Origin of the sequence: Pseudomonas sp. CHM02, from assembly GCF_000612585.1 — a bacterium.
Lineage (GTDB): Bacteria > Pseudomonadota > Gammaproteobacteria > Pseudomonadales > Pseudomonadaceae > Aquipseudomonas.
In genome coordinates this window covers 92,430-114,014 of record NZ_JFCA01000022.1, presented here as the reverse complement: position 1 = coordinate 114,014, position 21,585 = coordinate 92,430, and the positions used below count along the sequence as shown (strand labels likewise).

Annotated in this window: 18 protein-coding genes and 3 pseudogenes; 8 read left to right on the top strand and 13 right to left on the bottom strand. The window is 61.2% G+C overall.

The window, feature by feature from the left end:
• Positions 1-98: 98 nt before the first annotated feature.
• Entirely contained in the window at positions 99-512 is a 414-nt protein-coding gene (locus BM70_RS0114760; protein ID WP_218187293.1) for a MarR family winged helix-turn-helix transcriptional regulator, read from the bottom strand.
• 133 nt (positions 513-645) lie between these two features.
• Between BM70_RS0114760 and BM70_RS0114755 the strand changes: the two genes are divergently transcribed.
• Positions 646-2,136 carry an FAD-dependent oxidoreductase gene (locus BM70_RS0114755; protein WP_025856723.1) on the top strand — a complete coding sequence of 497 codons (1,491 nt, stop codon included), beginning with the start codon at positions 646-648 and terminating at the stop codon, positions 2,134-2,136.
• A gap of 157 nt (positions 2,137-2,293) precedes the next feature.
• Positions 2,294-2,737: pseudogene (locus BM70_RS0114750) on the top strand (NUDIX hydrolase); the annotation flags it as partial.
• Between the two features lie 53 nt (positions 2,738-2,790).
• Here the strand turns inward: BM70_RS0114750 and BM70_RS0114745 are convergent.
• On the bottom strand, positions 2,791-3,351 hold the full coding sequence (locus tag BM70_RS0114745; protein ID WP_025856721.1) for a cysteine hydrolase family protein: 561 nt from the start codon (positions 3,349-3,351) through the stop codon (positions 2,791-2,793).
• A gap of 166 nt (positions 3,352-3,517) precedes the next feature.
• On the opposite strand from BM70_RS0114745, the gene BM70_RS0114740 reads away from it, so the two are divergent.
• A complete protein-coding gene (locus BM70_RS0114740) occupies positions 3,518-4,093 on the top strand; it encodes a GNAT family N-acetyltransferase (protein ID WP_025856720.1) in 576 nt (191 codons plus the stop codon).
• Positions 4,094-4,310: 217 nt separating this feature from the next.
• A pseudogene (locus BM70_RS33085) lies at positions 4,311-4,415 on the top strand (30S ribosomal protein S5 alanine N-acetyltransferase); the annotation flags it as partial.
• Between the two features lie 152 nt (positions 4,416-4,567).
• Here BM70_RS33085 and BM70_RS0114735 read toward each other — a convergent pair.
• The 3 genes from BM70_RS0114735 to BM70_RS0114725 all read right to left on the bottom strand — a co-directional run bounded on the left by BM70_RS0114735 (position 4,568) and on the right by BM70_RS0114725 (position 8,570).
• A complete protein-coding gene (locus BM70_RS0114735) occupies positions 4,568-4,861 on the bottom strand; it encodes a hypothetical protein (protein WP_025856719.1) in 294 nt (97 codons plus the stop codon).
• 161 nt (positions 4,862-5,022) lie between these two features.
• A complete protein-coding gene (locus tag BM70_RS0114730; protein ID WP_025856718.1) occupies positions 5,023-7,734 on the bottom strand; it encodes an AAA domain-containing protein in 2,712 nt (903 codons plus the stop codon).
• Positions 7,735-7,937: 203 nt separating this feature from the next.
• Positions 7,938-8,570, bottom strand: coding sequence for a TetR family transcriptional regulator (locus BM70_RS0114725; RefSeq protein WP_025856717.1), 633 nt, complete (start codon positions 8,568-8,570; stop codon positions 7,938-7,940).
• 111 nt (positions 8,571-8,681) lie between these two features.
• Between BM70_RS0114725 and BM70_RS0114720 the strand changes: the two genes are divergently transcribed.
• From BM70_RS0114720 to BM70_RS0114710, 3 genes are read left to right on the top strand one after another with little or no spacing between them, the layout of a single operon-like run.
• Positions 8,682-9,338, top strand: coding sequence for an O-methyltransferase (locus BM70_RS0114720; RefSeq protein ID WP_025856716.1), 657 nt, complete (start codon positions 8,682-8,684; stop codon positions 9,336-9,338).
• A gap of 15 nt (positions 9,339-9,353) precedes the next feature.
• A complete protein-coding gene (locus tag BM70_RS0114715) occupies positions 9,354-10,220 on the top strand; it encodes an SDR family oxidoreductase (RefSeq protein ID WP_025856715.1) in 867 nt (288 codons plus the stop codon).
• A gap of 13 nt (positions 10,221-10,233) precedes the next feature.
• Entirely contained in the window at positions 10,234-11,424 is a 1,191-nt protein-coding gene (locus BM70_RS0114710; RefSeq protein ID WP_025856714.1) for an arabinose transporter, read from the top strand.
• Here the strand turns inward: BM70_RS0114710 and BM70_RS31305 are convergent.
• Both BM70_RS31305 and BM70_RS0114700 read right to left on the bottom strand, forming a co-directional pair.
• Positions 11,411-12,030 (bottom strand): annotated as a pseudogene (locus BM70_RS31305) (LysE family translocator). The gene BM70_RS0114710 and the pseudogene BM70_RS31305 overlap by 14 nt on opposite strands.
• A 136-nt stretch (positions 12,031-12,166) precedes the next feature.
• Positions 12,167-13,732, bottom strand: coding sequence for a PAS domain-containing methyl-accepting chemotaxis protein (locus tag BM70_RS0114700; protein WP_025856713.1), 1,566 nt, complete (start codon positions 13,730-13,732; stop codon positions 12,167-12,169).
• A 163-nt stretch (positions 13,733-13,895) separates the two neighbouring features.
• Here BM70_RS0114700 and BM70_RS0114695 point away from each other — a divergent pair, with 163 nt between their 5' ends.
• Positions 13,896-16,094 (top strand): OsmC domain/YcaO domain-containing protein, encoded by a 2,199-nt coding sequence (locus BM70_RS0114695; RefSeq protein ID WP_025856712.1) that lies wholly within the window; start codon positions 13,896-13,898, stop codon positions 16,092-16,094.
• A gap of 441 nt (positions 16,095-16,535) precedes the next feature.
• Here the strand turns inward: BM70_RS0114695 and BM70_RS0114690 are convergent, their stop codons facing one another.
• The 6 genes from BM70_RS0114690 to BM70_RS0114660 form a co-directional block, all read right to left on the bottom strand.
• Positions 16,536-17,702: a cystathionine gamma-synthase gene (locus tag BM70_RS0114690; RefSeq protein WP_025856711.1), complete on the bottom strand. Its 1,167-nt coding sequence runs from the start codon at positions 17,700-17,702 to the stop codon at positions 16,536-16,538.
• A complete protein-coding gene (locus tag BM70_RS0114685) occupies positions 17,699-19,075 on the bottom strand; it encodes a cystathionine beta-synthase (RefSeq protein WP_025856710.1) in 1,377 nt (458 codons plus the stop codon). Before BM70_RS0114685 ends, BM70_RS0114690 begins: the two co-directional genes overlap by 4 nt.
• 115 nt (positions 19,076-19,190) lie before the next feature.
• Complete coding sequence (dapA, locus tag BM70_RS0114680) at positions 19,191-20,054, bottom strand: 4-hydroxy-tetrahydrodipicolinate synthase (RefSeq protein WP_025856709.1); 864 nt, start codon at positions 20,052-20,054, stop codon at positions 19,191-19,193.
• Between the two features lie 294 nt (positions 20,055-20,348).
• On the bottom strand, positions 20,349-20,540 hold the full coding sequence (locus BM70_RS0114670) for a hypothetical protein (RefSeq protein WP_256220908.1): 192 nt from the start codon (positions 20,538-20,540) through the stop codon (positions 20,349-20,351).
• 115 nt (positions 20,541-20,655) lie between these two features.
• Positions 20,656-21,138, bottom strand: a complete 483-nt coding sequence (locus BM70_RS0114665; protein WP_025856707.1) for a VOC family protein — start codon at positions 21,136-21,138, stop codon at positions 20,656-20,658.
• Between the two features lie 34 nt (positions 21,139-21,172).
• Positions 21,173-21,565 (bottom strand): ester cyclase, encoded by a 393-nt coding sequence (locus tag BM70_RS0114660; protein ID WP_025856706.1) that lies wholly within the window; start codon positions 21,563-21,565, stop codon positions 21,173-21,175.
• Positions 21,566-21,585 lie beyond the last annotated feature (20 nt).

Here is a 21,585-nt window from a genome sequence, read left to right as displayed (position 1 = left end):
AGCGCGGGGCAAGCCCGCTCACCACAACAAGCCCACTCACTACAACAGGCCCGCTCACCACAACACTCCTCATCAGGCGCTGGGAAACGTGTATCGCCTTAGGAAATGTCCTTCGTCGCACGCACTGAATCCTCCTTGATGTCTTCGGCAAATTTGCGCATCAGCCGCACCAGGTTGTCGAAATCACCCTCATCCCAAGTCGAGAAGATCGACACACCCATCCTCTCCCGCGCGTCATCGACGCGGTCAGTCATGGCCTTGCCTTTCTCGGTGATCACCGACTCGCGCACGCGGCGGTCGAGGGCGCTTGCCTGGCGCGAAACCAGGCCCTGGCTTTCCAGCTTCGCCACTTGTCGGCTCACGGTGGTGTAGTCGCGGCCCACGCGGTCGGCGAGTTCGACCACGCCAATCGGCCCCAGCCGCTCCACCAGCACCAGCAGCGGAAACAGGGCGCGATCCAGGGAAATCCCGGCTTCGCGCACCATCGCCTCGTCGCGTTGCGGGCGGTTCATCACCCCCACGATCTCAACCAGTGAGCCATGCAAATCACGCAGCTGGGCGGATATATGTGCTTTTTGCACATTTTTAATTGACACGGTGTTGGCCTCTCTTAATATGTGCGTATTACACATATAGGTGATCCATATGAAAGCGCAATTGGCTGTCGATGTACTGATTTGTGGTGCCGGTGCCGCCGGCCTGACCCTGGCGATCGACCTAGCGAGAAGGGGCGTCAGCTTCCGCCTGATCGAAAAAAACCACCAGCCTTTCCACGGCTCGCGTGGCAAGGGCATCCAGCCAAGGTCTCAGGAAGTCTTCGAAGACCTGGGAATGCTCGACCGGTTGATGGCCGTGGGTGGAGTCTATCCGACTGACCGGCGCTACCGCGACGATGGCCGCTACAGCGATGTTGAATTCACACCGGCCAAGGCCCCGACACCGGCCGAACCCTACCAGCAACCGTTGATGGTGCCGCAGTTTCTGACCGAGCAAGTGATGCGCGAGCGCCTGCTCGAACTGGGCCACCGCCCCGAGTTTGGCTGTGAACTGGTCGGCTTCGAACAAGACGTCGAGGGCGTCACGGCGCGGGTGCTCGGCAAGGCCGGCGAAGAAAACGTGCGTGTGCGTTGGCTGGTGGGGGCTGATGGCGGTCGCAGCTTTGTCCGGCATGCGCTGGATATCGGTTTCCCCTGCAAAACCCTTGGCGTGCATGCCCTGGTGGCGGATGTGGTGCTCACCGGCCTTGCGCGTGACGCCTGGCACCGCTTCGGTGAAGGGGATGCGCAGCGCCAGATCGCCCTATGCCCGTTGGCCGGCACCGACCTGTTCCAGATTCAGGGGCCGATTCCCCCTGATGTCGACATCGACTTCAGCGCCGAAGGGCTCACCGCGATTATCGCCCAACGCACCGGTCGCGCCGATATCCAGGTGCACAGCGTGTCCTGGGCATCGGCCTACACCATGAATGCGCGCCTGGCCGATCAATACCGCCTGGGGCGAGTGCTGCTGATGGGGGACGCCGCCCATATCCATCCGCCCACCGGCGGACAGGGCCTCAATACCAGCGTGCAGGACGCCTACAACCTCGGCTGGAAGCTGGCAGCGGTGGTGCAGGGTGCGCCCGAGGCCTTGCTCGACACCTACGAAGAAGAGCGCCGGCCGGTCGCCGCCTCCGTGCTCGGCCTGTCCACCCAGCTGCTGGGCGAGATGAAGAACGGCGAGCTGCGCCGGGGCAGGGAAGTGCACCAACTGGATATCGGCTACCCAGCGTCCTCGCTGGCGTTGCAGCACCCCGCGCGTAATGGCGTCGCTGCGGGCGACCGAGCGCCGGACGCGCCGGTCCGAGGTGCCGCTGGGCAAGCGTTGCGGCTGTTCAACCTGTTCAAGGGTACGCACTGGACGCTGTTGGGCTACGGTGCTGCACGTGACTCAGCGCCGGCGTGGCCGGGCGTGCAGGTGCATATTGTTGGGCTAAAGGGTGACGTGATCGACGACCAGGGCCACGTTCAACGCGCCTACGGACTGGCGATTGGCGATTGGGTGCTGGTGCGCCCGGACGGGTATGTCGGGGCGGTGGTGTCGTCAGGGAAGCTTGATGCCCTCGTGGATTACCTTCAGCTGAAAGTGCGAGGGTGACGCGTTAAGCTGTCCGCCGTACTCATCTTTATCAAGGACACGATATGGCGCTGATCCAGGAACGCGTTGAACTGGCCCGCAATGGCACGAACGACCACGCTGCTGTCGAAGGCATATCTGCAAGCGCCTCACCCCCCAATAGGAAGGCATGAAGGCAATGCGCGAGCGAAAAGCCGCACGACTCCTGGTGATCAGCCCCTCGCAAGCGGTGTTGCTGTTCAGGTTCGTGCATAAAGACGGTGCGTTGGCCGGGCAAAATTACTGGGCTACCCCGGGCGGTGGTGTAGAGGCCGGAGAAACCTTCGAGGCCGCGGCAATGCGTGAGCTGCGCGAGGAAACCGGGATAGAGGTGGATGCCGTTGCAGCGCCCGTAGGGAATCGCACCATGGTGCTGATGCTGCCCTGTGGCGAAACGGTGTTGGCCATCGAACAGTATTTTGTGGTTCACGCGCCAAGCGAGGCACTGTCAAAAGCCGAATGGACAACACACGAAACCCAGGTGATGGCGGACCACCACTGGTGGTCTGCCACTGAGCTGCAATCAACGGCTGAGACGGTGTGGCCGGAGAGGCTCCTTGAAATGCTCCAGGGCGCGGGCATCTTGAACATGGTCGCCGATCACGACAATTCGCCTGCCGTTGGCAGGCACGATGCTCACAGCGTGCCCAGGATTTCGGCGGTCGCCAAAACCTCGGCATAGTCCATCGCCAGGTTACTCAGCGACAACGCATGCACGTCCTCGGCCGGCCACGGGCGCCCGGACAAATCGGTTTGATCGAAGGTGTAGCAGGCGTCCGAAACCACTGTCACCGCAAAGCCCAGGTTGCCACCCGAACGCGCCGTGGCCTCGACGGAGTTGTTGGTGATCACGCCGACGACCACCAGTTGCCGGATCGAGCGCACGTGCAACCAGCGCTCCAGCCCTGTGGCGGTGAACGCATCCGGGACGTTCTTTTCCACCACATGCTCATGGGCCAGCGGTTGCAGCGCCGGCTGGAACTCGCACCCTGGCTGGCCGGGCCAGAACACCGAGTCGGGCGCGCGGGAAATGTGCCGGATGTGCACGACCGGCCGATTGGACTGCCGCCACGCATTCAGCAGGCGCTGCATCTGCACCTCGGCGTCCGGGTTGTTGCGTCGCCCCAGCTTCGGCTGGTTCATGCCTTGCTGCATGTCGATGATCAGCAGTGCGGCGTTCGTGGCTATCGGTGGCATGGCACATCCTTTTGCGGGTGGAGTTTGAAACATATCAGCCAAGGCATGCGACCAGACAATGATTTGTTTGAAACCTGAAAAAGTGGCGGATTGATCAATGAAAAAATAAATCCGTCACCTTTGTTAGTCACCGTTATTGTTCAGTGTACGAACAAGGAATACTTCAATGATTCGCAAGGCATTACCCTCTGATGCAAAGGCCATTGCCCGTGTGCACATCAGCAGTTGGCAAGATGCGTATCGCGAGCTGATGCCTGCTCAATACCTGAATTCGCTGGAAGCCACCCTGGCCCAGCGTGAATCGTTTTGGCTTCGCTCGTTAGAATCGGGCGAGTCCAACGTGTGGGTCGCGGAGGCGGATAAGCATGTCGTTGGCTGGATCTCCGTCGGCGCCAGCCGTGACGAAGAGGCGGCTGGAGCCAACACAGGCGAGGTCATGGCCATCTACGTGTCAGCCAGATACTGGCAAACGGGCGCCGGGCTGGCCTTGTGGAAGGCAGGTCTGCAATCGTTGAGGGCGCATGGATTTCAGGGGTTAACGCTTTGGGTCTTGAGCCGGAATGAAAGAGCTGTCCGGTTTTATCGCAGGGCAGGGTGTGTCGAAGACACAGGGACGGAGCGCACGCTTCAGCGGGGTGGGGTGATACTGGAAGAGGTGAGGTACCGGTTGACCTTTACTGAGCTACAAGGAGACGTTCATGAAGGCCACAGCGGTTCATTGCCTACAGGCGCCAGGGTGTGATCGGGGCGCGTCCGTTCCCGATGGGCCCACAACCTTCCTGGTGATCACGTCGATACGGTCGGTTCAATGACCCAGGATACTGCGTAAGCCTTTCATCTTTTGGGGGGCTGCGTTCAGTGTCTGCCTTGGCCGAGAGAGCACAGCAAGCATGACTTATCTGGGATGGGGAGCGCCAATGCAAGGGTGGAGGAACAGGTGAAACGATGCGCGTCGGGGGGCGATATTTTCCCTGCTGCTCGAACCTGGGAGTGGCGAGGTGGCAGGGCGATGCAGCTACACGAATATCGTGAGGGGCGCTTTTCAAGCCTGTCATCTCGGCTTCCCTGGGCGAATTGTTGGTTGAGTTGGGGAGGTGCCTAGTGCCTGGGTGGCTGCTTTCAGCCCATCGCTGCCGATCAGCACAGACACTAAACAGCCACAATCAGACATCCGTGACGGTTAGCATTCAGCTCGAAGTAGCCTCCCGCACGGTAGTTACATCAGCTTTTCAATCAAAATCGAGGTAGCTGTGATCGTTATATCTCCAAAATCGCCTTCAAGGGATAGAACATTATCAACGATATTTATCCCTTCAAGCTCTCCGAGTTCGCTGATGTTTTGAACGTTAAGGGCGCCAAGCTTGATAGCTAGCTGAGTGCCGTCCGCGTTCCACGCCATCAGCTTGTTTCTGGACCCGTCATCCAGTCTGACAACCATCTCGAAATAGCGATGGGCTTGGTCCATTGTGATCGATAAGACACTGCTTTCTTCAAGTGCGTGAACATCCATGATGAAGCTTCTTTTGTTCAAATCCGCATTCTACTACAGGCCGCTATAGGTGAATGAATGCGTCTAAAATGAAGGTCCGCTCCTGGCCGCTTGCCGACCTTCATACAGGGCAGCTTCTGGTCGATTGCCCCATCAGCGGCTGACGACCTCTGACCCAGAGCTTATGTGGCATGCGTTGGAGTAGCCCACTGCCTGAGAAAGTCGTCAACTCTGCGCTCAATGTCACTCTCAACTGTCCGCAGTCGCAGAATAGGAATGCCACTTTTCGCCAAGATCTCATTTTTCATGGCGTCCCGAGCGGCCTGCACGGGGAGGTCGTGGTAACCGCCATCGACCTCGATTACGCCTATCGGTTTCTTGCCCACCCTGAAATAGATCACGAAATCGCAGCTGGCGCGTTTCATGAACGCCCGCTGGGGCTCCGTCCAGTCGAGGCTAGTCGGCGATGCGAGCTTATCCAGATGGATTTGAGTGTGGAACGTCAATGCCTGGCACGCCGGGGTTGACAGCGCTTCGCGCAGCAACTGTGCCACGATCTGCTCGGACTTGTAGCGTGAATCCTCGGGCCGCAGGCGGGCGTCCAAGCGTGCCAGAGACTGGTCGTACTCGCGGTACAGCAAGTCGAATGCAGACACGACCGGTGCGCGCACGATCTGCTCGTCCTGCGCGTAATAGCTGATGTAGCGGATCAGTGCGGCGATGTGGCCATTGTTGTCAGCGAACACCTCGTCGCCGGTTACCAGGGTGAAACGATGTTTGGCCCGCGAAACCGCCACGTTGATCATGCATGGGTCGTCGACGAAATCCATGCGTGTTCGTGTCTGGTTGTAGCGCTTCTTGTCCAGCACAGTGGAGAAGACGATCTCGTCGCATTCGCGGCCCTGAAACTTGTGCACGGTGTCCTTGACGAAGTCCGCCGGCAAGTGTGTGTCGGAAAGGTTGACTTGCGCCCGGAACGGGGCGATGTAACCCCGGCCTTCGCCGTCTGTTCCAACGGGCTGCCCCTCGTCCTCAAGCACCTTCAGCAGGGAATCCAATTCCCGAAGGTTGGTGTTCTTCCTGGTGTGGTTGCCCTTGGCTGTCACCACCAGGCGCAAGGGCGCTTCGCCCTTGTCCTCGGTCATCGGTATCAGCGTGTTGTCGTAGAACTGTTGGTTGCAGAACTGGATGATCCTGGGGTGGCAGCGATAATGCTCTTTCAGCAGGGTTCTGGGCAGTGCGTTGCGGAACACCGCAATGCACGAATCCAGCAGGTTGTAGTGCTCGCAATCGTAGGCCTCGGCGGGCGCTTGGAGCCCTAGTGCAACAGGGATATGCGGCAACTGGCGGTTGTCTCCAACGACGATCAGGTTCTTTGCGCAGCCCAGTGGCAGGATGCCCGGCACGATGTCCTGCAAAGACGCTTCGTCGATGATCACGTAGTCGAGAACCGCTCCCGGCGCGATCGAATTGACGATGGAGTGCGTGCCGCTGCCCAGGATAGGGAAGCGCTGCACGAAGGCGTCGAAATGCCTGCAGTAGGTTTTGACATCAAAGCTATGCGATGGCGGTACCTGAAGTTGCAGATGCTGCTTCAGATGGTGCATCGATGCGGTTGTCAGTTCTTTCAACAGGGCGGTGAAATTCGCGCGTGCCAACGATTCACGGCACGCCCGCTGCTCAGCTTCCTTGTCCCGTAGCGACTTGTCGTAGTAATGCATCTGCAGTGCATGGAAAATGGCCATGCGCGCCTCGCCCTCGGCGAATGTCTTGGCGCGAAAGATTCTGAATTTGAGCAGTAGCTCGATGCGGTCCTTGAGATGAATGCGCTGCTCGCCGAGGTAAGCCAGATAGGCCATGAGGTCCGCAGTCTTGCGTGGTGTCAGTCCGTACTTGTCGAGCGAGCCTGTGGCCTGCACATCGTTTTCTGCCTGCCACTGCTGTAGGTAGCGTCGCTCGATGACCAGCTCGTCCAGCTCGATTTGCAGTTGTGCGACCCTGTTGTGGTCTTGCAAGTGCTGCTTCAAGCGGGTCAGCAAGGCCTGGATCTCATCCAGGGATGGTGCCGGCTCGGGCGCGCTTGAGGGCCACACAGGCAGGTCGGCGAAGAAGGCTTCACGTTTGTCCTGGTTGCCAAGCTTGGCGACCAAGTGGCCCAGACCGTGTTTCTCCAGCTTTTCGTAGACGTTTTCCACAGCAGCATTGTTGTTCGACAGCACCGCTACCGTCTGCCCACGTAACAGAATATTGGCAAGGATGTTGAGGATCGTCTGGGTCTTGCCGGTCCCTGGTGGGCCTTCGATCACGCTGACTTGCGCACTGAACGCTCGCTCGACCGCCTGAAGCTGACTCTCGTTAAGTCCGAACGGATAGATGAACCCCTGGCCTGGCGCCAGCGTGCCGTTGCGGCCCGTACAATAGGCTTGCAAGGCAGTGCCAGTAATGGCGGGCAGTTTTGCGAGCTGGCGTACCACATTGCCGGCAATTTCACGGTCAGTCTTCGACTCAGCGTGATCCTGTCGGGCATTCGCCACAGTGCTGAAATAGCGGAAGACCGGCGTGTCCTTCATCGATGTCGGGGCGGTAAAGCCGATGCCATCCATCTTGTAGACATAGGGTTTTTCGGCGCCCGGGTAATGCACGACGGCATATCGCTCATCGTAGATCGTCGCTTTGGCAATAGGCGTGGCGATCGTGCTGCCGGGCTTGTGCAGCAATACGTTGGTCAACTCGCGGGTGGGCGAAACCTGACAGTGACTGAGTGGGCGGGTGTATTTTTTCTTGGAGGGGAAGTGACAGGTCAGCTCCAGGGCTTCGTACTTGTCGCTCCAGCGAATCGCCCAGTCGTTGATCTTTGCGGTCTTGTCCTCACCATCCATCTGAATCGAAGCCATATTCCTTATCCCTCTGCGCATGACATCCGGTTTCGCCTAGCGCCGAATGTTACTTTTTCCTTGAGAGATCATATTGCCATCATTGCGTGCAAGGTCGATAGTCGGTTCATGGGGTTAGTCATCTTCCGTGTGCCTGGTCGAGAGCAGCCCTTTGCAAGCAGCTGCAATCGATCCAAAGCGGAGCCGAGCGTGCCTCGGATGCTTCAGGAATGGTTAAGCGCGATCACATAGGCGCGAAACATATCAGCCATGCCATCGGCATAAACCGCGATGTCTTCAGCCGTGCGTGGGCTGCCGGAGAAATCCTTTCCTACTGAACTGAGGGTGGTCAGGATCAGATCGCAGGCCAGTGTGCGCGTCGGCTCGGTGACCCCCGGCAGCAATTCAAGCATGAACCCTTCGAAAATCTGTTGCCCCGCCGCGCGCACTTCCACGGCTTCCGGGGCGTTGCGATAGAGCGGCGCCGCGTCGTTCAGTGCGACGCGCATCTGTGCTTCTTCGCATTCCGAGCGGATAAAGGCGTGCACCAAGGTGCGCAAGCGCTCCAGCGGTGCCGCGTGGTTGTTTGCGAGGATTGCGCGCAGCATCTGGGTGGTCTGCTGCCACTCGTCACTCTGCAACCTGAACAGGATCGCCGCCTTGTTCGGAAAGTACTGGTACACCGAGCCCACGCTCACGCCGGCTTTTTCCGCGACCCGTGCGGTGGTGAAACGGGTGGCGCCTTCCTTGGCCAAAACCTGAATAGCCGCTTCGAGAATCGCTGCCACCAGCTCGGTGGAGCGTGCCTGTTGTGGCTGCTTGCGCGTGGAAATCCGCGGGGTCTGGCGGTTGGTCATGCAGGGCTCCGGTGGTGGGGCTAATGCGAATAGCGAATGCGACGAATCACTCGCATACTTTTAATGCGACGAATTAGTCGCATCTTAGCCCCAACGTCACGGAAATCAATTATGTCGAGCCTGACCACCGCGCCTTTGGCGCAACTGATTGAACGCCTGTATGCCCAGGCCTGCGCCGCCACCAGCCCGGTGCTGAACACGGTATCGAAGGCAGAACGCGAGCGGCTGATGCACAGCAAGACCGAGTATGTGGCGCTGTATTCGATGCTCAAGGACCTGTGGCTTCCCGTGTCGCGGGACACCGGCAAGCTGCTCTACATGCTGGCGCGCAGCAGCAAGGCGCGGGCGATTGTCGAGTTCGGTACCTCGTTTGGCCTGTCCACCTTGCACCTGGCCGCTGCGCTGCGTGACAACGGTGGCGGTGTGCTGATCGGCAGTGAATTCGAAGCCTCGAAGGTGGCCCTGGCGCGGGAGCACTTTATCGACGGCGGCGTGAGTGACTTGATCCACATTCGTGAAGGCGATGCGCTGGTGACCCTGGCCAGCGACCTGCCGGACAGTGTCGATCTGCTGCTGCTGGATGGCGCCAAGGCACTCTATGGCGATGTACTCCGCCTGGTGGAAAGCCACCTGCGCCGCGGTGCTTTGGTGGTGGCCGACAATACCGATTACTGCCCTGAATACCTGGCCTACGTACGCGCCCCCGAGAACGGCTACTTGTCCGTTCCATTTGCCGATGACATCGAACTTTCAATACGCCTGGGATAATCGAGGAGTCAACTCATGCACGTATTTGTCACGGGAGCCACCGGTTGGGTGGGCTCCGAAGTGGTAAAGGACCTGATCGGCGCCGGCTACCTGGTGAGCGGTCTGGCCCGCTCCGACGATAAGGCCCGCGCACTCGCTGCCACCGGCGCGAAGGTGGTGCGTGGCACGCTGGATGATCTGGACACCCTGCGCCGTGCTGCGTGGAGCGCTGATGCGGTGATCCACACGGCGTTCAACCATGACTTCTCGCGGTTTATCGAAAACTGCGAGCAGGATCGCCGTTTAATCGCGGCCTGGGACAGTGTGTTGAAGGGGTCGGACACGCCGTTGATTGTTACGTCGGGTTTGTCTGGCCTGGCACGCGGAGCGACTGAAGCGGACTTGCCGAGCGACGCTTCCCCGCGCAAATCCGAGGCGGCCGCCAGGGCGCTGGCTGAGCGCGGCGTGCGTGCGGCAGCGGTGCGCCTGGCGCCGTCGGTGCATGGCGTCGGGGACCATGGCTTCCTGCCGATCCTGATCCGTCTGGCCCGCGAAACCGGTGTGTCGGCGTACATCGGCGAGGGGCAGAACTGCTGGTCGGGCGTGTACCGCACCGACGCGGCGCGGGTGTATCGCCAAGTGCTCGAGGACGGCCTGAGCCAATCGGTGTATCACGCGGTCGCCGACCAGGCGGTGCCGTTCAAGGCGATTGCCGAGGTGATCGGGCGTCGGCTGGGCTTGCCGGTGGAATCCCGGCCGCGCGAGCACTTCGGTTGGTTCGCCATGATGGCCGGCGCCGATATGGCGGTGTCCAGTGTCCAGACCCGCGAGCGGCTGGGGTGGACGCCGGTAGGTCCGGGTTTGCTGGCGGACCTGGACCAAGCCGATTACTTCATGGGTTAAGGGGAGGGGCGTCATGACACAACACAGAAGTGAGCAGCGCTCGGTGCTGCTGAATATGCTGCCGATCACCTTGGCGGTGTTCGTCGGTTTCCTGATGATCGGCATGCAGTTGCCCGTGCTGCCGTTGCATCTCAACCAGACGTTGGGCATGGGCACGCTGGTGGTGGGCGTGGTGATCGGTGCGCAGTTCGCGGCGGCGCTATTGTCGCGGGCCTGGGCCGGCAACTTTGCCGATATGCGCGGCCCCAAGCGCGCCATGTTGCTGGGCATGCTGGTGGCGGCCAGTTCGGGGTTGTTGTACCTGGCCTCCCTGGCCTTCGTCGATTCGCCGGTGCTTTCGGTGTGGGTACTGCTGGCCGGGCGCGTGGTGCTGGCGTTGGGCGAAAGCCTGATCATCACCGATTCCATGGGCTGGGGGATGGGGCTGGTGGGACCGCAGAACGCCGGCAAGGTGATGGCCTGGATCGGGATCGCAATCTACGCCGCGTTTGCGTTGGGGGCACCGCTGGGCGTGGTGATCAATAGCCAGTGGGGCTTCAGCGGGCTGTCGATTGCCAGCCTGATATTGCCGTTGTTGGCGTTTGGCATCGTGGTCGGCGCCAAGGGCGTGGCGCCGACCAGTCAGCGGCGTACGTCGTTTTACTCGGTGTTGGGGGCAGTCTGGCTACCGGGATTGGGGCTGGCGTTTTCCAGCATCGGCTTCGGGGTGATCACGGCGTTTATCGCGCTGCTGTTCGCATCCAAGGACTGGGGCAATGCGTCGTTCGCCTTTACCGCGTTTGGCCTGGCGTTTATCAGTGCGCGGATTTTCTTCGGGCATCTGCCAGACAAGCTGGGTGGCACCATCGTCGCGCTGATCTGCGTGCTGATCGAGGCGGCGGGGCAATTGTTGATCTGGGGCGCGAGCGACCCGTTGATGGCGTACCTGGGCGCGGCGCTCACCGGCTTTGGTTACTCGCTGGCGTTCCCGGGCTTCGGCGTGGAAGCGATCAAGCGCGCGCCTCCGCAAACCCGTGGGTTGGCGATGGGTGCCTATGTGGCGTTCCTGGATATCTCGCTGGGTATCACCAGCCCCTTGGCGGGTGCGCTGGCTGGCGCGGCGGGTGTGGCGTCGGTGTATCTGGCGGGCGCGGTGGCGGTGGCGCTGTCGGCGCTGGTGGCGTGGGTGTTGCTGACGAAAAAGCCGCTGCTCAGCGCCTGCTGAACGCCAAACGTGCGGCAAACAACACGAAGATCATGCCGGTGGTGCGGTCCATCCACTGGATGACTTTTTCACGCCGCAGGATCCCGGAAAGCGGCCGCGTGGCACTGATCAACACCAGCGACCACAACGCGCCGAGCAGCACATGGATGCTCACCAGGCCGAATGTCCAGAGGATCAGCGGCTGACCCTGGGGGATGAATTGCGGCAGGAAGGACACGTAGAAAATCCCCACCTTGGGGTTGAGCACGTTGCCCAGCATGCCCTTGATAAACCAGTTGCCGGCGGGCTTGGCATCCGTCTCGGCACTCGTGAATGCGCGGCGGGGGCGCAACAGCATGTTCAGACCCAACCAGGCCAGGTAGGCGGCGCCGCAGTACTTGAGCAGGTTGAAGGCGACTTCCGACACCGCAACCAACGCCCCAGGCCAAACGCAACCGCCGCGCCCCACAGCAGGCAGCCGGCGTTGATGCCCAGCGTGGCCTGCAGTGCCTGGCGCTTGCCTTCCACCGTTGCGGTCCTGAGCACCAAGGCCGTGTCGAGGCCGGGCGTGAGCGTCAGCAGCGTGGCGGCGAAGGTGAAGGCGAGGAGGTTATCCGTGATGGACATGGGTGGGCTTCTTGATGGGGTGGGCGTTGACCCAAGCATATCGCCATTATCGTGTGGCGAGCGCGTTCTTTATGGTGAACGGGACAAGCCCGCTCACCACAGGAAGCGGGCTTGTCACGAGACGTTCAGCAGGGGCTCAGCGATTGAAGCGCTCGACCAATGCGTATTGGGTGGACGCGGTGTTTGTCAGTTCCTTGCTCAGGTCCGTGGATTGATGGGCTTGTATCGAGGTCTGGTCGGCCAGTTCGGCGATGGTGGTGATGTTGCGGCTGATCTCCTCGGCGACCGCGCTCTGTTCTTCAGTGGCGGCGGCGATCTGGGTGGTCATGTCGGTGATGTGGGACACGGCCTCGCTGATACCCACCAGCGCCTGGTCGGCCTCGAGTACCCAGGCCACGCCTTCCTGGGCCTGGCGCTGGCCGTTTTCCATGCTTTGCACCGCGTTGTTTGAAGACGCCTGCAACTGGGTAATCAGCGCGTGGATCTGGGTGGTGGACTGAGAGGTACGCTGGGCCAACTGGCGAACTTCGTCGGCGACCACGGCAAAACCACGGCCTTGCTCACCCGCACGCGCGGCTTCGATGGCGGCGTTGAGGGCCAGCAGGTTGGTCTGGTCGGCAATGCCCTTGATCACATCCACCACGCTGCCGATTTCGTCGCTGTCACGGGCCAATTGCGCCACGGTGACGCCGGTTTCGCTGACCACGGCGGACAAGCGTTCGATCGCCTCACGGGTATCGCGCGCGACGTCACGCCCGCGCCCGGTCAGCACATTGGCTTGCTGGGTGGCGTCGGCGGTGCGCTGGACGTGGCTGGCGACTTCCTGGGTAGTGGCGGCCATCTGGTTGACGGCGGCCGAGACCTGTTCGGTTTCGACGCGCTGGCGGTCCAGGCCCTTGGAGCTGGCGGTGGCCAACTGGTCGGATTGCCCGGCCAGGGCGCTCAATTGCTCGGCACTGTCCTGCAGGCGGGTCAGGCAGGTTTTCAGGCGTGCGGTCTGGCTGAGGAACGCGGTTTCCAGGCGTGCCTGGGGCCCGCTGGCGTCGCTGTACATTTGTGCGATCAAGGCGTCCGAGGTCGAGGGTTCGACACCTTGCAACAGGCGCAAGGTGCTGCCTTGGCGCCAGCGCGAGCAGAGCACGCCCACCGGTACCGCGACGACGACAGCCACGGCAATCGCCAGCGGTGCACTGAGGAACATTCCGGCAAGGCTGCCGGCCACGCCGGTCGCCGCGTACGGCACGCAGCTGAGCGCGGCCGGCAGCCAGGCGTCCTGGCGCGGCACCGCCGGTTTGCCTTGGCTGATACGGCGGTACAAGGCCTGGGCGCGGCGGATCTCATCGGCGCTGGGCTTGACGCGCACTGACTCGAAACCCACGACCTTGCTGCCATCGAAGATCGGTGTGACGTAGGCGTTGACCCAATAATGGTCGCCGTTTTTCGAGCGGTTCTTGACGATACCCATCCAGGGCAAGCCTTGTTTGAGCGCGCTCCACATGTGCGCAAAAACGGCGGGGGGCACATCGGGGTGACGTACGATGTTCTGCGGGGCGCCGATCAGGTCGGCGCGTTCGAAGCCGCTGATTTCGACGAAGGCGTCGTTGCAATAAGTGATGACACCTCGGACATCCGTGGCGGAGATGAGTTTTTGTGACGGCGCGAGGGAAATCTCACGCTGTGTTACAGGCTGGTTATTGCGCATTCCGACTACTCCCTGGTTGCCTTAAGTCCATCGGCGCCAACAGCGAAAAGGTTAATGCACATCTGTCATTTAGCCAGCCACTGGTCAAAAGCCTGAAACTTCCCGGTGAAAAACCTCATAATGGCGGCCATTTTTGTTTAGCCCGTTATTCTGGTGTGCCCCCATGGAAATCAAGGTCAACTTTCTCGACAACCTCCGGCTAGAAGCCAAGTTCGATGACTTCACGGTGATTGCCGACCAGCCCATTCGCTATAAAGGCGATGGCTCGGCACCGGGGCCATTCGATTACTTCCTGGCGTCGTCGGCGTTGTGCGCGGCGTACTTCGTGAAGTTGTATTGCCAGACGCGCAATATCCCCACCGACAATATTCGCCTGTCGCAGAACAACATTGTCGACCCGGAAAACCGCTACAACCAGATCTTCAAGATCCAGGTGGAATTGCCCGCGGATATCTCCGACAAGGACCGCCAGGGCATCCTGCGTTCCATCGACCGCTGCACGGTCAAGAAAGTGGTGCAGGCCGGCCCTGAGTTCGTCATCGAAGAGGTCGAGAACCTGGATGCGGATGCCCAGGCCTTGTTGATGCCCGGCTCTACCTCCGAGGGCGGCACCTACATCGCCGGCAAGGACCTGCCACTGGAACAGACCATCGCCAACATGTCCGGCATCCTGGCCGGCCTGGGCATGAAGATCGAGATCGCGTCGTGGCGCAATATCGTGCCTAACGTGTGGTCGCTGCATATCCGCGATGCGCATTCGCCGATGTGCTTCACCAACGGCAAGGGCGCGACCAAAGAGGGCGCCTTGGCGTCGGCGTTGGGCGAGTTTATCGAACGGCTCAACTGCAACTTCTTCTACAACGACCAGTTCTGGGGCGAAGAACTGGCGAATGCGCCGTTCGTGCATTACCCGGATGAGCGCTGGTTCCAGCCCGGCCCCAACGACGAACTGCCGAGCGAAATCCTCGATGCGTACTGCCTGAAGGTCTACAACCGCGACGGCGAGCTGCGCGGTTCGCACCTGTTCGACACCAACTCCGGCAATGAAGAGCGCGGTATCGTTTCGCTGCCGTTCGTGCGCCAGTCGGACGGTGAGGTGGTGTACTTCCCGTCCAACCTGATCGAAAACCTCTACCTCAGCAACGGCATGAGCGCCGGCAACACCCTGGCCGAAGCCCAGGTGCAGTGCCTGTCGGAGATCTTCGAGCGCGCGGTGAAGCGTGAAATCATCGAAGGCGAGTTCGCCTTGCCGGATGTACCGGCCGAAGTGCTGGCCAAGTACCCCGGCATCCTCGCCGGTATCCAAGGGCTCGAAGCCCAAGGCTTCCCGGTATTGGTGAAAGACGCGTCCCTGGGCGGTGAATTCCCGGTGATGTGTGTGACCTTGATGAACCCACGTACCGGCGGCGTATTCGCCTCGTTCGGCGCGCACCCAAGCCTGGAAGTGGCGTTGGAACGCAGCCTCACCGAACTGCTGCAAGGCCGCAGTTTCGAAGGCCTGAACGACCTGCCGCAGCCAACCTTCGAAGGCCAGGCAGTGACCGAGCCGAACAACTTCGTCGAGCACTTCATCGACTCCAGCGGTGTGGTGTCGTGGCGCTTCTTCAGCGCGCAGTCGGATTACGAATTCGTTGAATGGGACTTCACCGGCGAAGGGGCCGACTCGAACGCCCAGGAAGCCGCGACCCTGTTCGGGATTCTCGAAGGCATGGGCAAGGAGTCCTACATGGCGGTGTACGAACACCTGGGCGCTACGGCGTGCCGCATCCTGGTGCCGGACTACTCGGAAATCTACCCGGTGGATGACCTGATCTGGGACAACACCAACAAGGCGCTGTTCTTCCGCGAGGACATTCTCAACCTGCACCGCCTCAACGAGGAAGAATTGCAGGCGTTGGTCGAGCGGCTGATTGAAAGCGAGCTGGACGACTACACCGATATCACCACCCTGATCGGCATCGAGTTCGACGACAACACCGCCTGGGGCCAACTGACCATCCTGGAGTTGAAGCTGCTGATCTTCCTGGCCCTGCGGCAATATGAAGAGGCCAAGGAGTGCGTGGAGATGTTCCTGCAGTACAACGACAACACCGCCGAGCGCGGCCTGTTTTACCAGGCGATGAATGCGGTGCTGGAGATGGAACTGGACGATGACCTGGACCTGGCGGATTACGAAACCAACTTCCGCCGCATGTTCGGCAATGAGCGGATGGACGCGGTGATTGGCTCGGTGAAAGGCGACGTGCGTTTCTATGGCCTGACGCCGACCAGCATGAAGCTGGAAGGGCTGGAACGGCATCTGCGCTTGATCGAGAGCTACAAGAAGCTGCATGCAGCCCGAGCCAACATCACCTCAAGCTGACACAACCCATTGTAGACGCCGGCTTGCCAGCGATGGCGATCTTGCGGGCGTCATCGCCGGCAAGCCGGACTCCTGCAGAAGCGACTCAAATCCACCTTTGTAGGAGCCGGCTTGCCAGCGATGGCGATTTTTCGGGCGTCATCGCCGGCAAGCCGGACTCCTACAGAAGCGACTCAAATCCACCTTTGTAGGAGCCGGCTTGCCGGCGATGGCGATTTTGCGGGCGTCATCGCCGGCAAGCCGGACTCCTGCAGAAGCGGCTCAAATCCACCTTTGTAGGAGCCGGCTTGCCAGCGATGGCGATCTTGCGGGCATCATCGCCGGCAAGCCGGACTCCTGCAGAAGCGGCTCAAATCCACCTTTGTAGGAGCCGGCTTGCCAGCGATGGCGATTTTGCGGGCGTCATCGCCAGTTGGCTCCTACAGGGGATTGGTGTTGTTGTTAGATTTTTGCCAGCGCCTGGGCCAGATCGGCGCGCAGGTCCTCCACATCCTCAACCCCCACCGACAAGCGCACCAGCCCATCGCCAATTCCTAGTTGCGCGCGCGTGGCGGCCGGGATGCTCGCGTGGGTCATGATCGCCGGGTGTTCGATCAGGCTTTCCACGCCGCCGAGGCTTTCGGCCAGGGCGAAGATCTTGACGTTTTCCAGGAAGCGCGTCGCGCCGGCCAGGTCGCTGTTCAGGTCAATCGAAATCATCCCGCCAAACCCACGCATCTGTTTGCGAGCCAGTTCATGCTGCGGGTGGGAGGCCAGGCCTGGGTAGTAAACCCGTGCCACTTGCGGTTGCTGCTCCAGCCAGGTGGCCAGGTCCAGGGCGTTGCTGCAATGGCGCTCCATACGCAGTGCCAGGGTTTTCACGCCGCGCAGGGTGAGGAACGCGTCGAAGGGCCCCGCGATGGCGCCGACCGAGTTCTGCAGGAAGCCCAGGCGTTCAGCCAGCTCGGGGTTGTCGCCGACAATCGCGATGCCGCCGATCACATCGGAGTGGCCGTTGAGGTATTTGGTGGTGGAGTGCACCACCACATCGAAGCCCAGTTCCAGCGGACGCTGGATCCATGGGCTGGCGAAGGTGTTGTCGGCCACGCAGATGATGCCTCGATCGCGGCAGATACGTGCGATGGCGCTGAGGTCGGTGAGGCTCAGCAGCGGGTTGCTCGGGGTTTCGACCCAGACCATGCGTGTGTCGTCCTGCAGGCTTGCTTCAAACGCCGACAGGTCACTCAGGTCGACAAAGCTGAAGCGGTGCCCGGCGCTGCGCTGGCGCACTTTGTCGAACAGGCGGAAGGTGCCGCCGTATAGGTCATTGCCGGAGACGATATGGGCGCCGGCGTCCAGCAGCTCCAACACAGTGGAAATCGCCGCCAGCCCTGACGCAAACGCAAACGCCTGGCTGCCACCTTCGAGGTCGGCCACACAGCGTTCCAAGGCGAAGCGCGTGGGGTTGTGGGAGCGGCCGTAGTCGAAGCCCTTGTGCACGCCGGGGCTGTCTTGCAGGTAGGTGGAGTTGGCGTAGATCGGCGGCATCAGCGCGCCCGTGGTCGGGTCGGGGGATTGCCCGGCGTGGATCACACGGGTGGCAAACGCGCTTTTATCGGACTGACTCATGCAAGGGATCTCCGTAGGTGGTTAAGCAGGTCGACGCGGGTGATCAGGCCGTGGAAGCCTGAATCGTCGGCAATAATGGCAACCAGGCCGCGATCCAGCTCCGCCTGCAGTTCCGCCAGGCTGGCGCTGGGGGCCAGGGTTTGCAGGGTGTTGGTCATGGCGCTGGCGACCATCATTTTGAAGTCCGCGGCGTCATGGTGCAGGCCCAGCAGGATGTCGGATTCATCGATCACACCGACCAGCTCACGACCGTCCAGCAGCACCGGCAGTTGCGAGACATCGGCCAGGCGCATGCGTTGGAATGCGGTGAGCAGAGTGTCGTCGGGGCTCACGCTGATCACGCGGCCGTCTTCGAAGCGCCGCGCGATCAGGTCGCGCAGGTCGCCGTAATGCTTGTATTGCAGCAGGCCCGCGTCGTTCATCCATTGGTCGTTGTAGACCTTCGACAGGTAGCGCGTGCCGGTGTCGCACACGAACGTGACCACGCGCTTGGGCGTGGTCTGTTCGCGGCAATAACGCAGCGCGGCGGCGAGCAGGGTGCCGGTGGAGGAACCGCCGAGAATGCCCTCGGCCTTGAGCAACTGCCGGGCGTGATCGAAGCTTTCTTCATCGCTGATGGAATAGGCGTGGCGCACGCTGGAGAGGTCGGCAATCGACGGGATGAAATCCTCGCCGATACCTTCAACCGCCCAAGACCCCGGTGTTTCCAACTGGCCGCTGCGGCTGTATTCGGCCATCACCGAACCCACCGGATCAGCCAGCACCATGGCCAGTTCCGGCTGCACACGTTTGAAGAAACGCGTCAGGCCGGTGAGCGTGCCGGCCGAGCCGACGCCCACCACGATGGCGTCCACATCGTGCTGGGTTTGCGCCCAGATCTCCGGCGCGGTGCTGGTCTCGTGGGCCAGGGGGTTGGCCGGGTTGTTGAACTGGTCGGCGAAGAACGAATCGGGGATGTCCTTGGCCAGGCGCGCGGCCACGTCCTGGTAATACTCGGGGTGGCCCTTGCCCACATCGGAGCGGGTGATATGCACCTCGGCGCCCATGGCCTTGAGGTGCAGCACTTTTTCCGTGGACATCTTGTCGGGCACCACCAGCACCACGCGGTAGCCCTTGGCCCGGCCGACCAGCGCCAGGCCCAGGCCGGTGTTGCCGGCGGTGGCTTCGATAATGGTGCCGCCGGGGCGCAAGCGGCCGTCGCGTTCGGCGGCGTCGATCATGGCCAGGCCGATGCGGTCCTTGATGGAGCCGCCGGGGTTCTGCGATTCGAGCTTGAGAAACAGCGTGCAGAGGCCGGTGTCGAACCGGCTGACCTTGACCAACGGCGTGTTGCCGATCAGTTCGAGGACGGCGGGGCGGGAAAGGGTGGGCATGTCGTCACCTGAATACGGATGGGATGGACAGCAAAGGCACAGCATGCGTTCGACGATAGGCCGGGATCGGTCCGGTCGCAACCGGACGGTCCGTTGGCTGTCTGTTTTTGGCGCATTAGCCGGCCTGGGCCAGCACCTGCTGCAAACGCGCCGTGACCGCAGCACTGGCCGCTTGCATCGGCGCGCGCAATTCGCGGCCGATCAGGCCCTGCATGGCCAGCGCGGCTTTGACCGGGGCCGGGTTGGGCTCCATGAACAGTGTCTCGATCAGCGGCTGCAAGCCGAAGAACGTCGTGCGTGCCTCGGCCAACTGGTTGTCGCGTACCTGCAGGTACAGCGCCACGAACTGTTCTGTCTGCAGATGCGCCGAGGCTGCAATCGCTCCGGTAGCGCCGAGGCACAAGGCGTTGAAGATCTGCAGGTCTTCGCCACACAGTACGTCCACGTCACCACTGGCCAGCAGTGCCAGGGTATTGCCCAGGTTGCCACCACAGTCCTTGATCGCCACGATGCGCTTGTGGGCGACGATGTTCAGCAGCGTGGCCTGCTCGAAGGTCACGCCGGTGCGGTAGGGAATGTCGTAGAGAATGATCGGCACGCTGGATGCATCGGCCACTGTGCGGAAGAACGCCTCGAGGCCGGCCTGGGACGGGCGGATATAACTCGGCGCCGGCACCAGAAGCCCGGCCACCGGACGCTGTAGAACTTCACGTTGGAACTGCAGCAGTTCGATCTGGTTGTTGCCCGCCAGGCCCATCACCACGCGGTACGCCGGCACCAACTGCAACACGGCATCGAGTACCGCCAGTTGTTCCTGGCGGCTAAGCGATGCCGCCTCCCCAGTGGTGGTGCAAACCATGATCCCGGCCACGTGCTTTTCCAGCAGGTGGCTGACCAGCCGGCGCAGGCCGATAAAGTCGATGGCGCCGTCATGGAACGGCGTGACCACGGGAACCCAGATACCTTGAAACGCTGACATTGCACTCTCTCCTGATGATTGACCGCTTGAGTCACCGTCAGAAGGGCAGAGGCAATTGTGCAAAGGAGGGGAGACCGTCGCGCTCAATGTCCTGTCAGCTCATCTGACGGGACAGCGCGCCCCGGTCACATGAGCGACTGTTTCTTCGATTTGAGGGCGTGCGCAACGCAACCTTGCGCCTTGGCAATCAAGCCAATGGCGTAAAGGTTAACGGAGGACATTGCGGACATTGGCTGACACACCCTGAATAAGGCCACCATCTTCATGGAATATTACAGAGTGTGTCAACGGTGCTTATTCGAATTTTTCGATACGCGGGTCGGAGTAGAAAAGCGCGTTCTTGTCGGTGCTCGACTCGAAGAAGCAGGCGTAGTCGGTCAGGAAATACAGGTGATTGACGCGCTTGTACTGGCCGTCGTCGACACGGCAAGACAGGGCCTTGGCGCTGCCCGACAGTTTCGCGTTGAGTTCGCTGGCTGCCAGCACGTGCGGCTGCACCGACGTCAGGGTGACGGCGGGTGAAGCTGGATCTTTAGCCGGATATGTACGGGTCGCAACGGTTCCAACCCACTCGCAAGGCCCACGCCCGTGACGTATTGCCTTAGCCTGCGGCCACCGCCGCCTCAAGGCTGGCGATGTCGATCTTTTTCATGGTCATCATCGCGTCAAAGGCGCGCTTGGCTATCGCCGGGTCGGGGTGGGTCACTGCATCCGTCAGTACGCGCGGGCTGATCTGCCATGACACCCCCCACTTGTCCTTGCACCAGCCACAGGCGCTTTCCTGGCCGCCATTGCCGACGATAGCGTTCCAGTAACGGTCGGTTTCAGCCTGGTCATCGGTGGCCACCTGGAATGAAAACGCTTCGGTAGGGGGGAAGATCGGCCCGCCGTTGAGGCCGATGCAGGCGATGCCCAGCACGGTAAAGTCCACCGTCAACACATCGCCCTGTTTGCCGGAAGGGTAATCGCCGGGGGCCAGGTGCACGGCGTTCACCGTGCTGTCCGGGAAGGTCTTGGCGTAGAAGGTCGCGGCCTCCAGGGCGGTGCCGTTGTACCAGAGGCAGAGGGTGTTTTTGCTACGCATGATCGCTCTCCACGTGAAAATGGGTGTGTGGAGTCTAGACGGCCAGCTGCTGCTCGATGGCCGCTTTGTCGATCACTGACCACACGTGGGCCAATTTGCCGTCGACCACCTCATAGAACACGTGCTCGTCGAAGGTCACCTGGCGCCCATTGATCGGCAGTCCGAAAAACTCGCCCCTGGGCGTGACCTTGAAGTTCAGGCGACTGGCAACGGTAGGCGGGTCGGCGACCAGCAACTGGATACGGAACACCAGGTCCGGTATCTCGCGAAAATCCCGTTCCAGCATGGCGCGATAGCCAGCAAGGCCGACCACCTTGGCGTTATAGGTCACGTCCGCGTGCACGAAGTGGCCCAACTGGTCCCAGTCCTGGCGGTTCAGGCAGTCGATATACCCTTGGTAAAACATGGCCAGTGCATCTCTGTTCATACCGCTCTCCTGGGTTAAAA

What these genes read in the sequence shown, in the direction of transcription:
- BM70_RS0114760 (WP_218187293.1), bottom strand. Translation starts at nt 512, where the DNA reads ATGAACCGCCCGCAACGCGACGAGGCGATGGTGCGCGAAGCCGGGATT.
- BM70_RS0114755 (WP_025856723.1), top strand. Translation starts at nt 646, where the DNA reads ATGAAAGCGCAATTGGCTGTCGATGTACTGATTTGTGGTGCCGGTGCC.
- BM70_RS0114745 (WP_025856721.1), bottom strand. Translation starts at nt 3,351, where the DNA reads ATGCCACCGATAGCCACGAACGCCGCACTGCTGATCATCGACATGCAG.
- BM70_RS0114740 (WP_025856720.1), top strand. Translation starts at nt 3,518, where the DNA reads ATGATTCGCAAGGCATTACCCTCTGATGCAAAGGCCATTGCCCGTGTG.
- BM70_RS0114735 (WP_025856719.1), bottom strand. Translation starts at nt 4,861, where the DNA reads ATGGATGTTCACGCACTTGAAGAAAGCAGTGTCTTATCGATCACAATG.
- BM70_RS0114730 (WP_025856718.1), bottom strand. Translation starts at nt 7,734, where the DNA reads ATGGCTTCGATTCAGATGGATGGTGAGGACAAGACCGCAAAGATCAAC.
- BM70_RS0114725 (WP_025856717.1), bottom strand. Translation starts at nt 8,570, where the DNA reads ATGACCAACCGCCAGACCCCGCGGATTTCCACGCGCAAGCAGCCACAA.
- BM70_RS0114720 (WP_025856716.1), top strand. Translation starts at nt 8,682, where the DNA reads ATGTCGAGCCTGACCACCGCGCCTTTGGCGCAACTGATTGAACGCCTG.
- BM70_RS0114715 (WP_025856715.1), top strand. Translation starts at nt 9,354, where the DNA reads ATGCACGTATTTGTCACGGGAGCCACCGGTTGGGTGGGCTCCGAAGTG.
- BM70_RS0114710 (WP_025856714.1), top strand. Translation starts at nt 10,234, where the DNA reads ATGACACAACACAGAAGTGAGCAGCGCTCGGTGCTGCTGAATATGCTG.
- BM70_RS0114700 (WP_025856713.1), bottom strand. Translation starts at nt 13,732, where the DNA reads ATGCGCAATAACCAGCCTGTAACACAGCGTGAGATTTCCCTCGCGCCG.
- BM70_RS0114695 (WP_025856712.1), top strand. Translation starts at nt 13,896, where the DNA reads ATGGAAATCAAGGTCAACTTTCTCGACAACCTCCGGCTAGAAGCCAAG.
- BM70_RS0114690 (WP_025856711.1), bottom strand. Translation starts at nt 17,702, where the DNA reads ATGAGTCAGTCCGATAAAAGCGCGTTTGCCACCCGTGTGATCCACGCC.
- BM70_RS0114685 (WP_025856710.1), bottom strand. Translation starts at nt 19,075, where the DNA reads ATGCCCACCCTTTCCCGCCCCGCCGTCCTCGAACTGATCGGCAACACG.
- dapA (WP_025856709.1), bottom strand. Translation starts at nt 20,054, where the DNA reads ATGTCAGCGTTTCAAGGTATCTGGGTTCCCGTGGTCACGCCGTTCCAT.
- BM70_RS0114665 (WP_025856707.1), bottom strand. Translation starts at nt 21,138, where the DNA reads ATGCGTAGCAAAAACACCCTCTGCCTCTGGTACAACGGCACCGCCCTG.
- BM70_RS0114660 (WP_025856706.1), bottom strand. Translation starts at nt 21,565, where the DNA reads ATGAACAGAGATGCACTGGCCATGTTTTACCAAGGGTATATCGACTGC.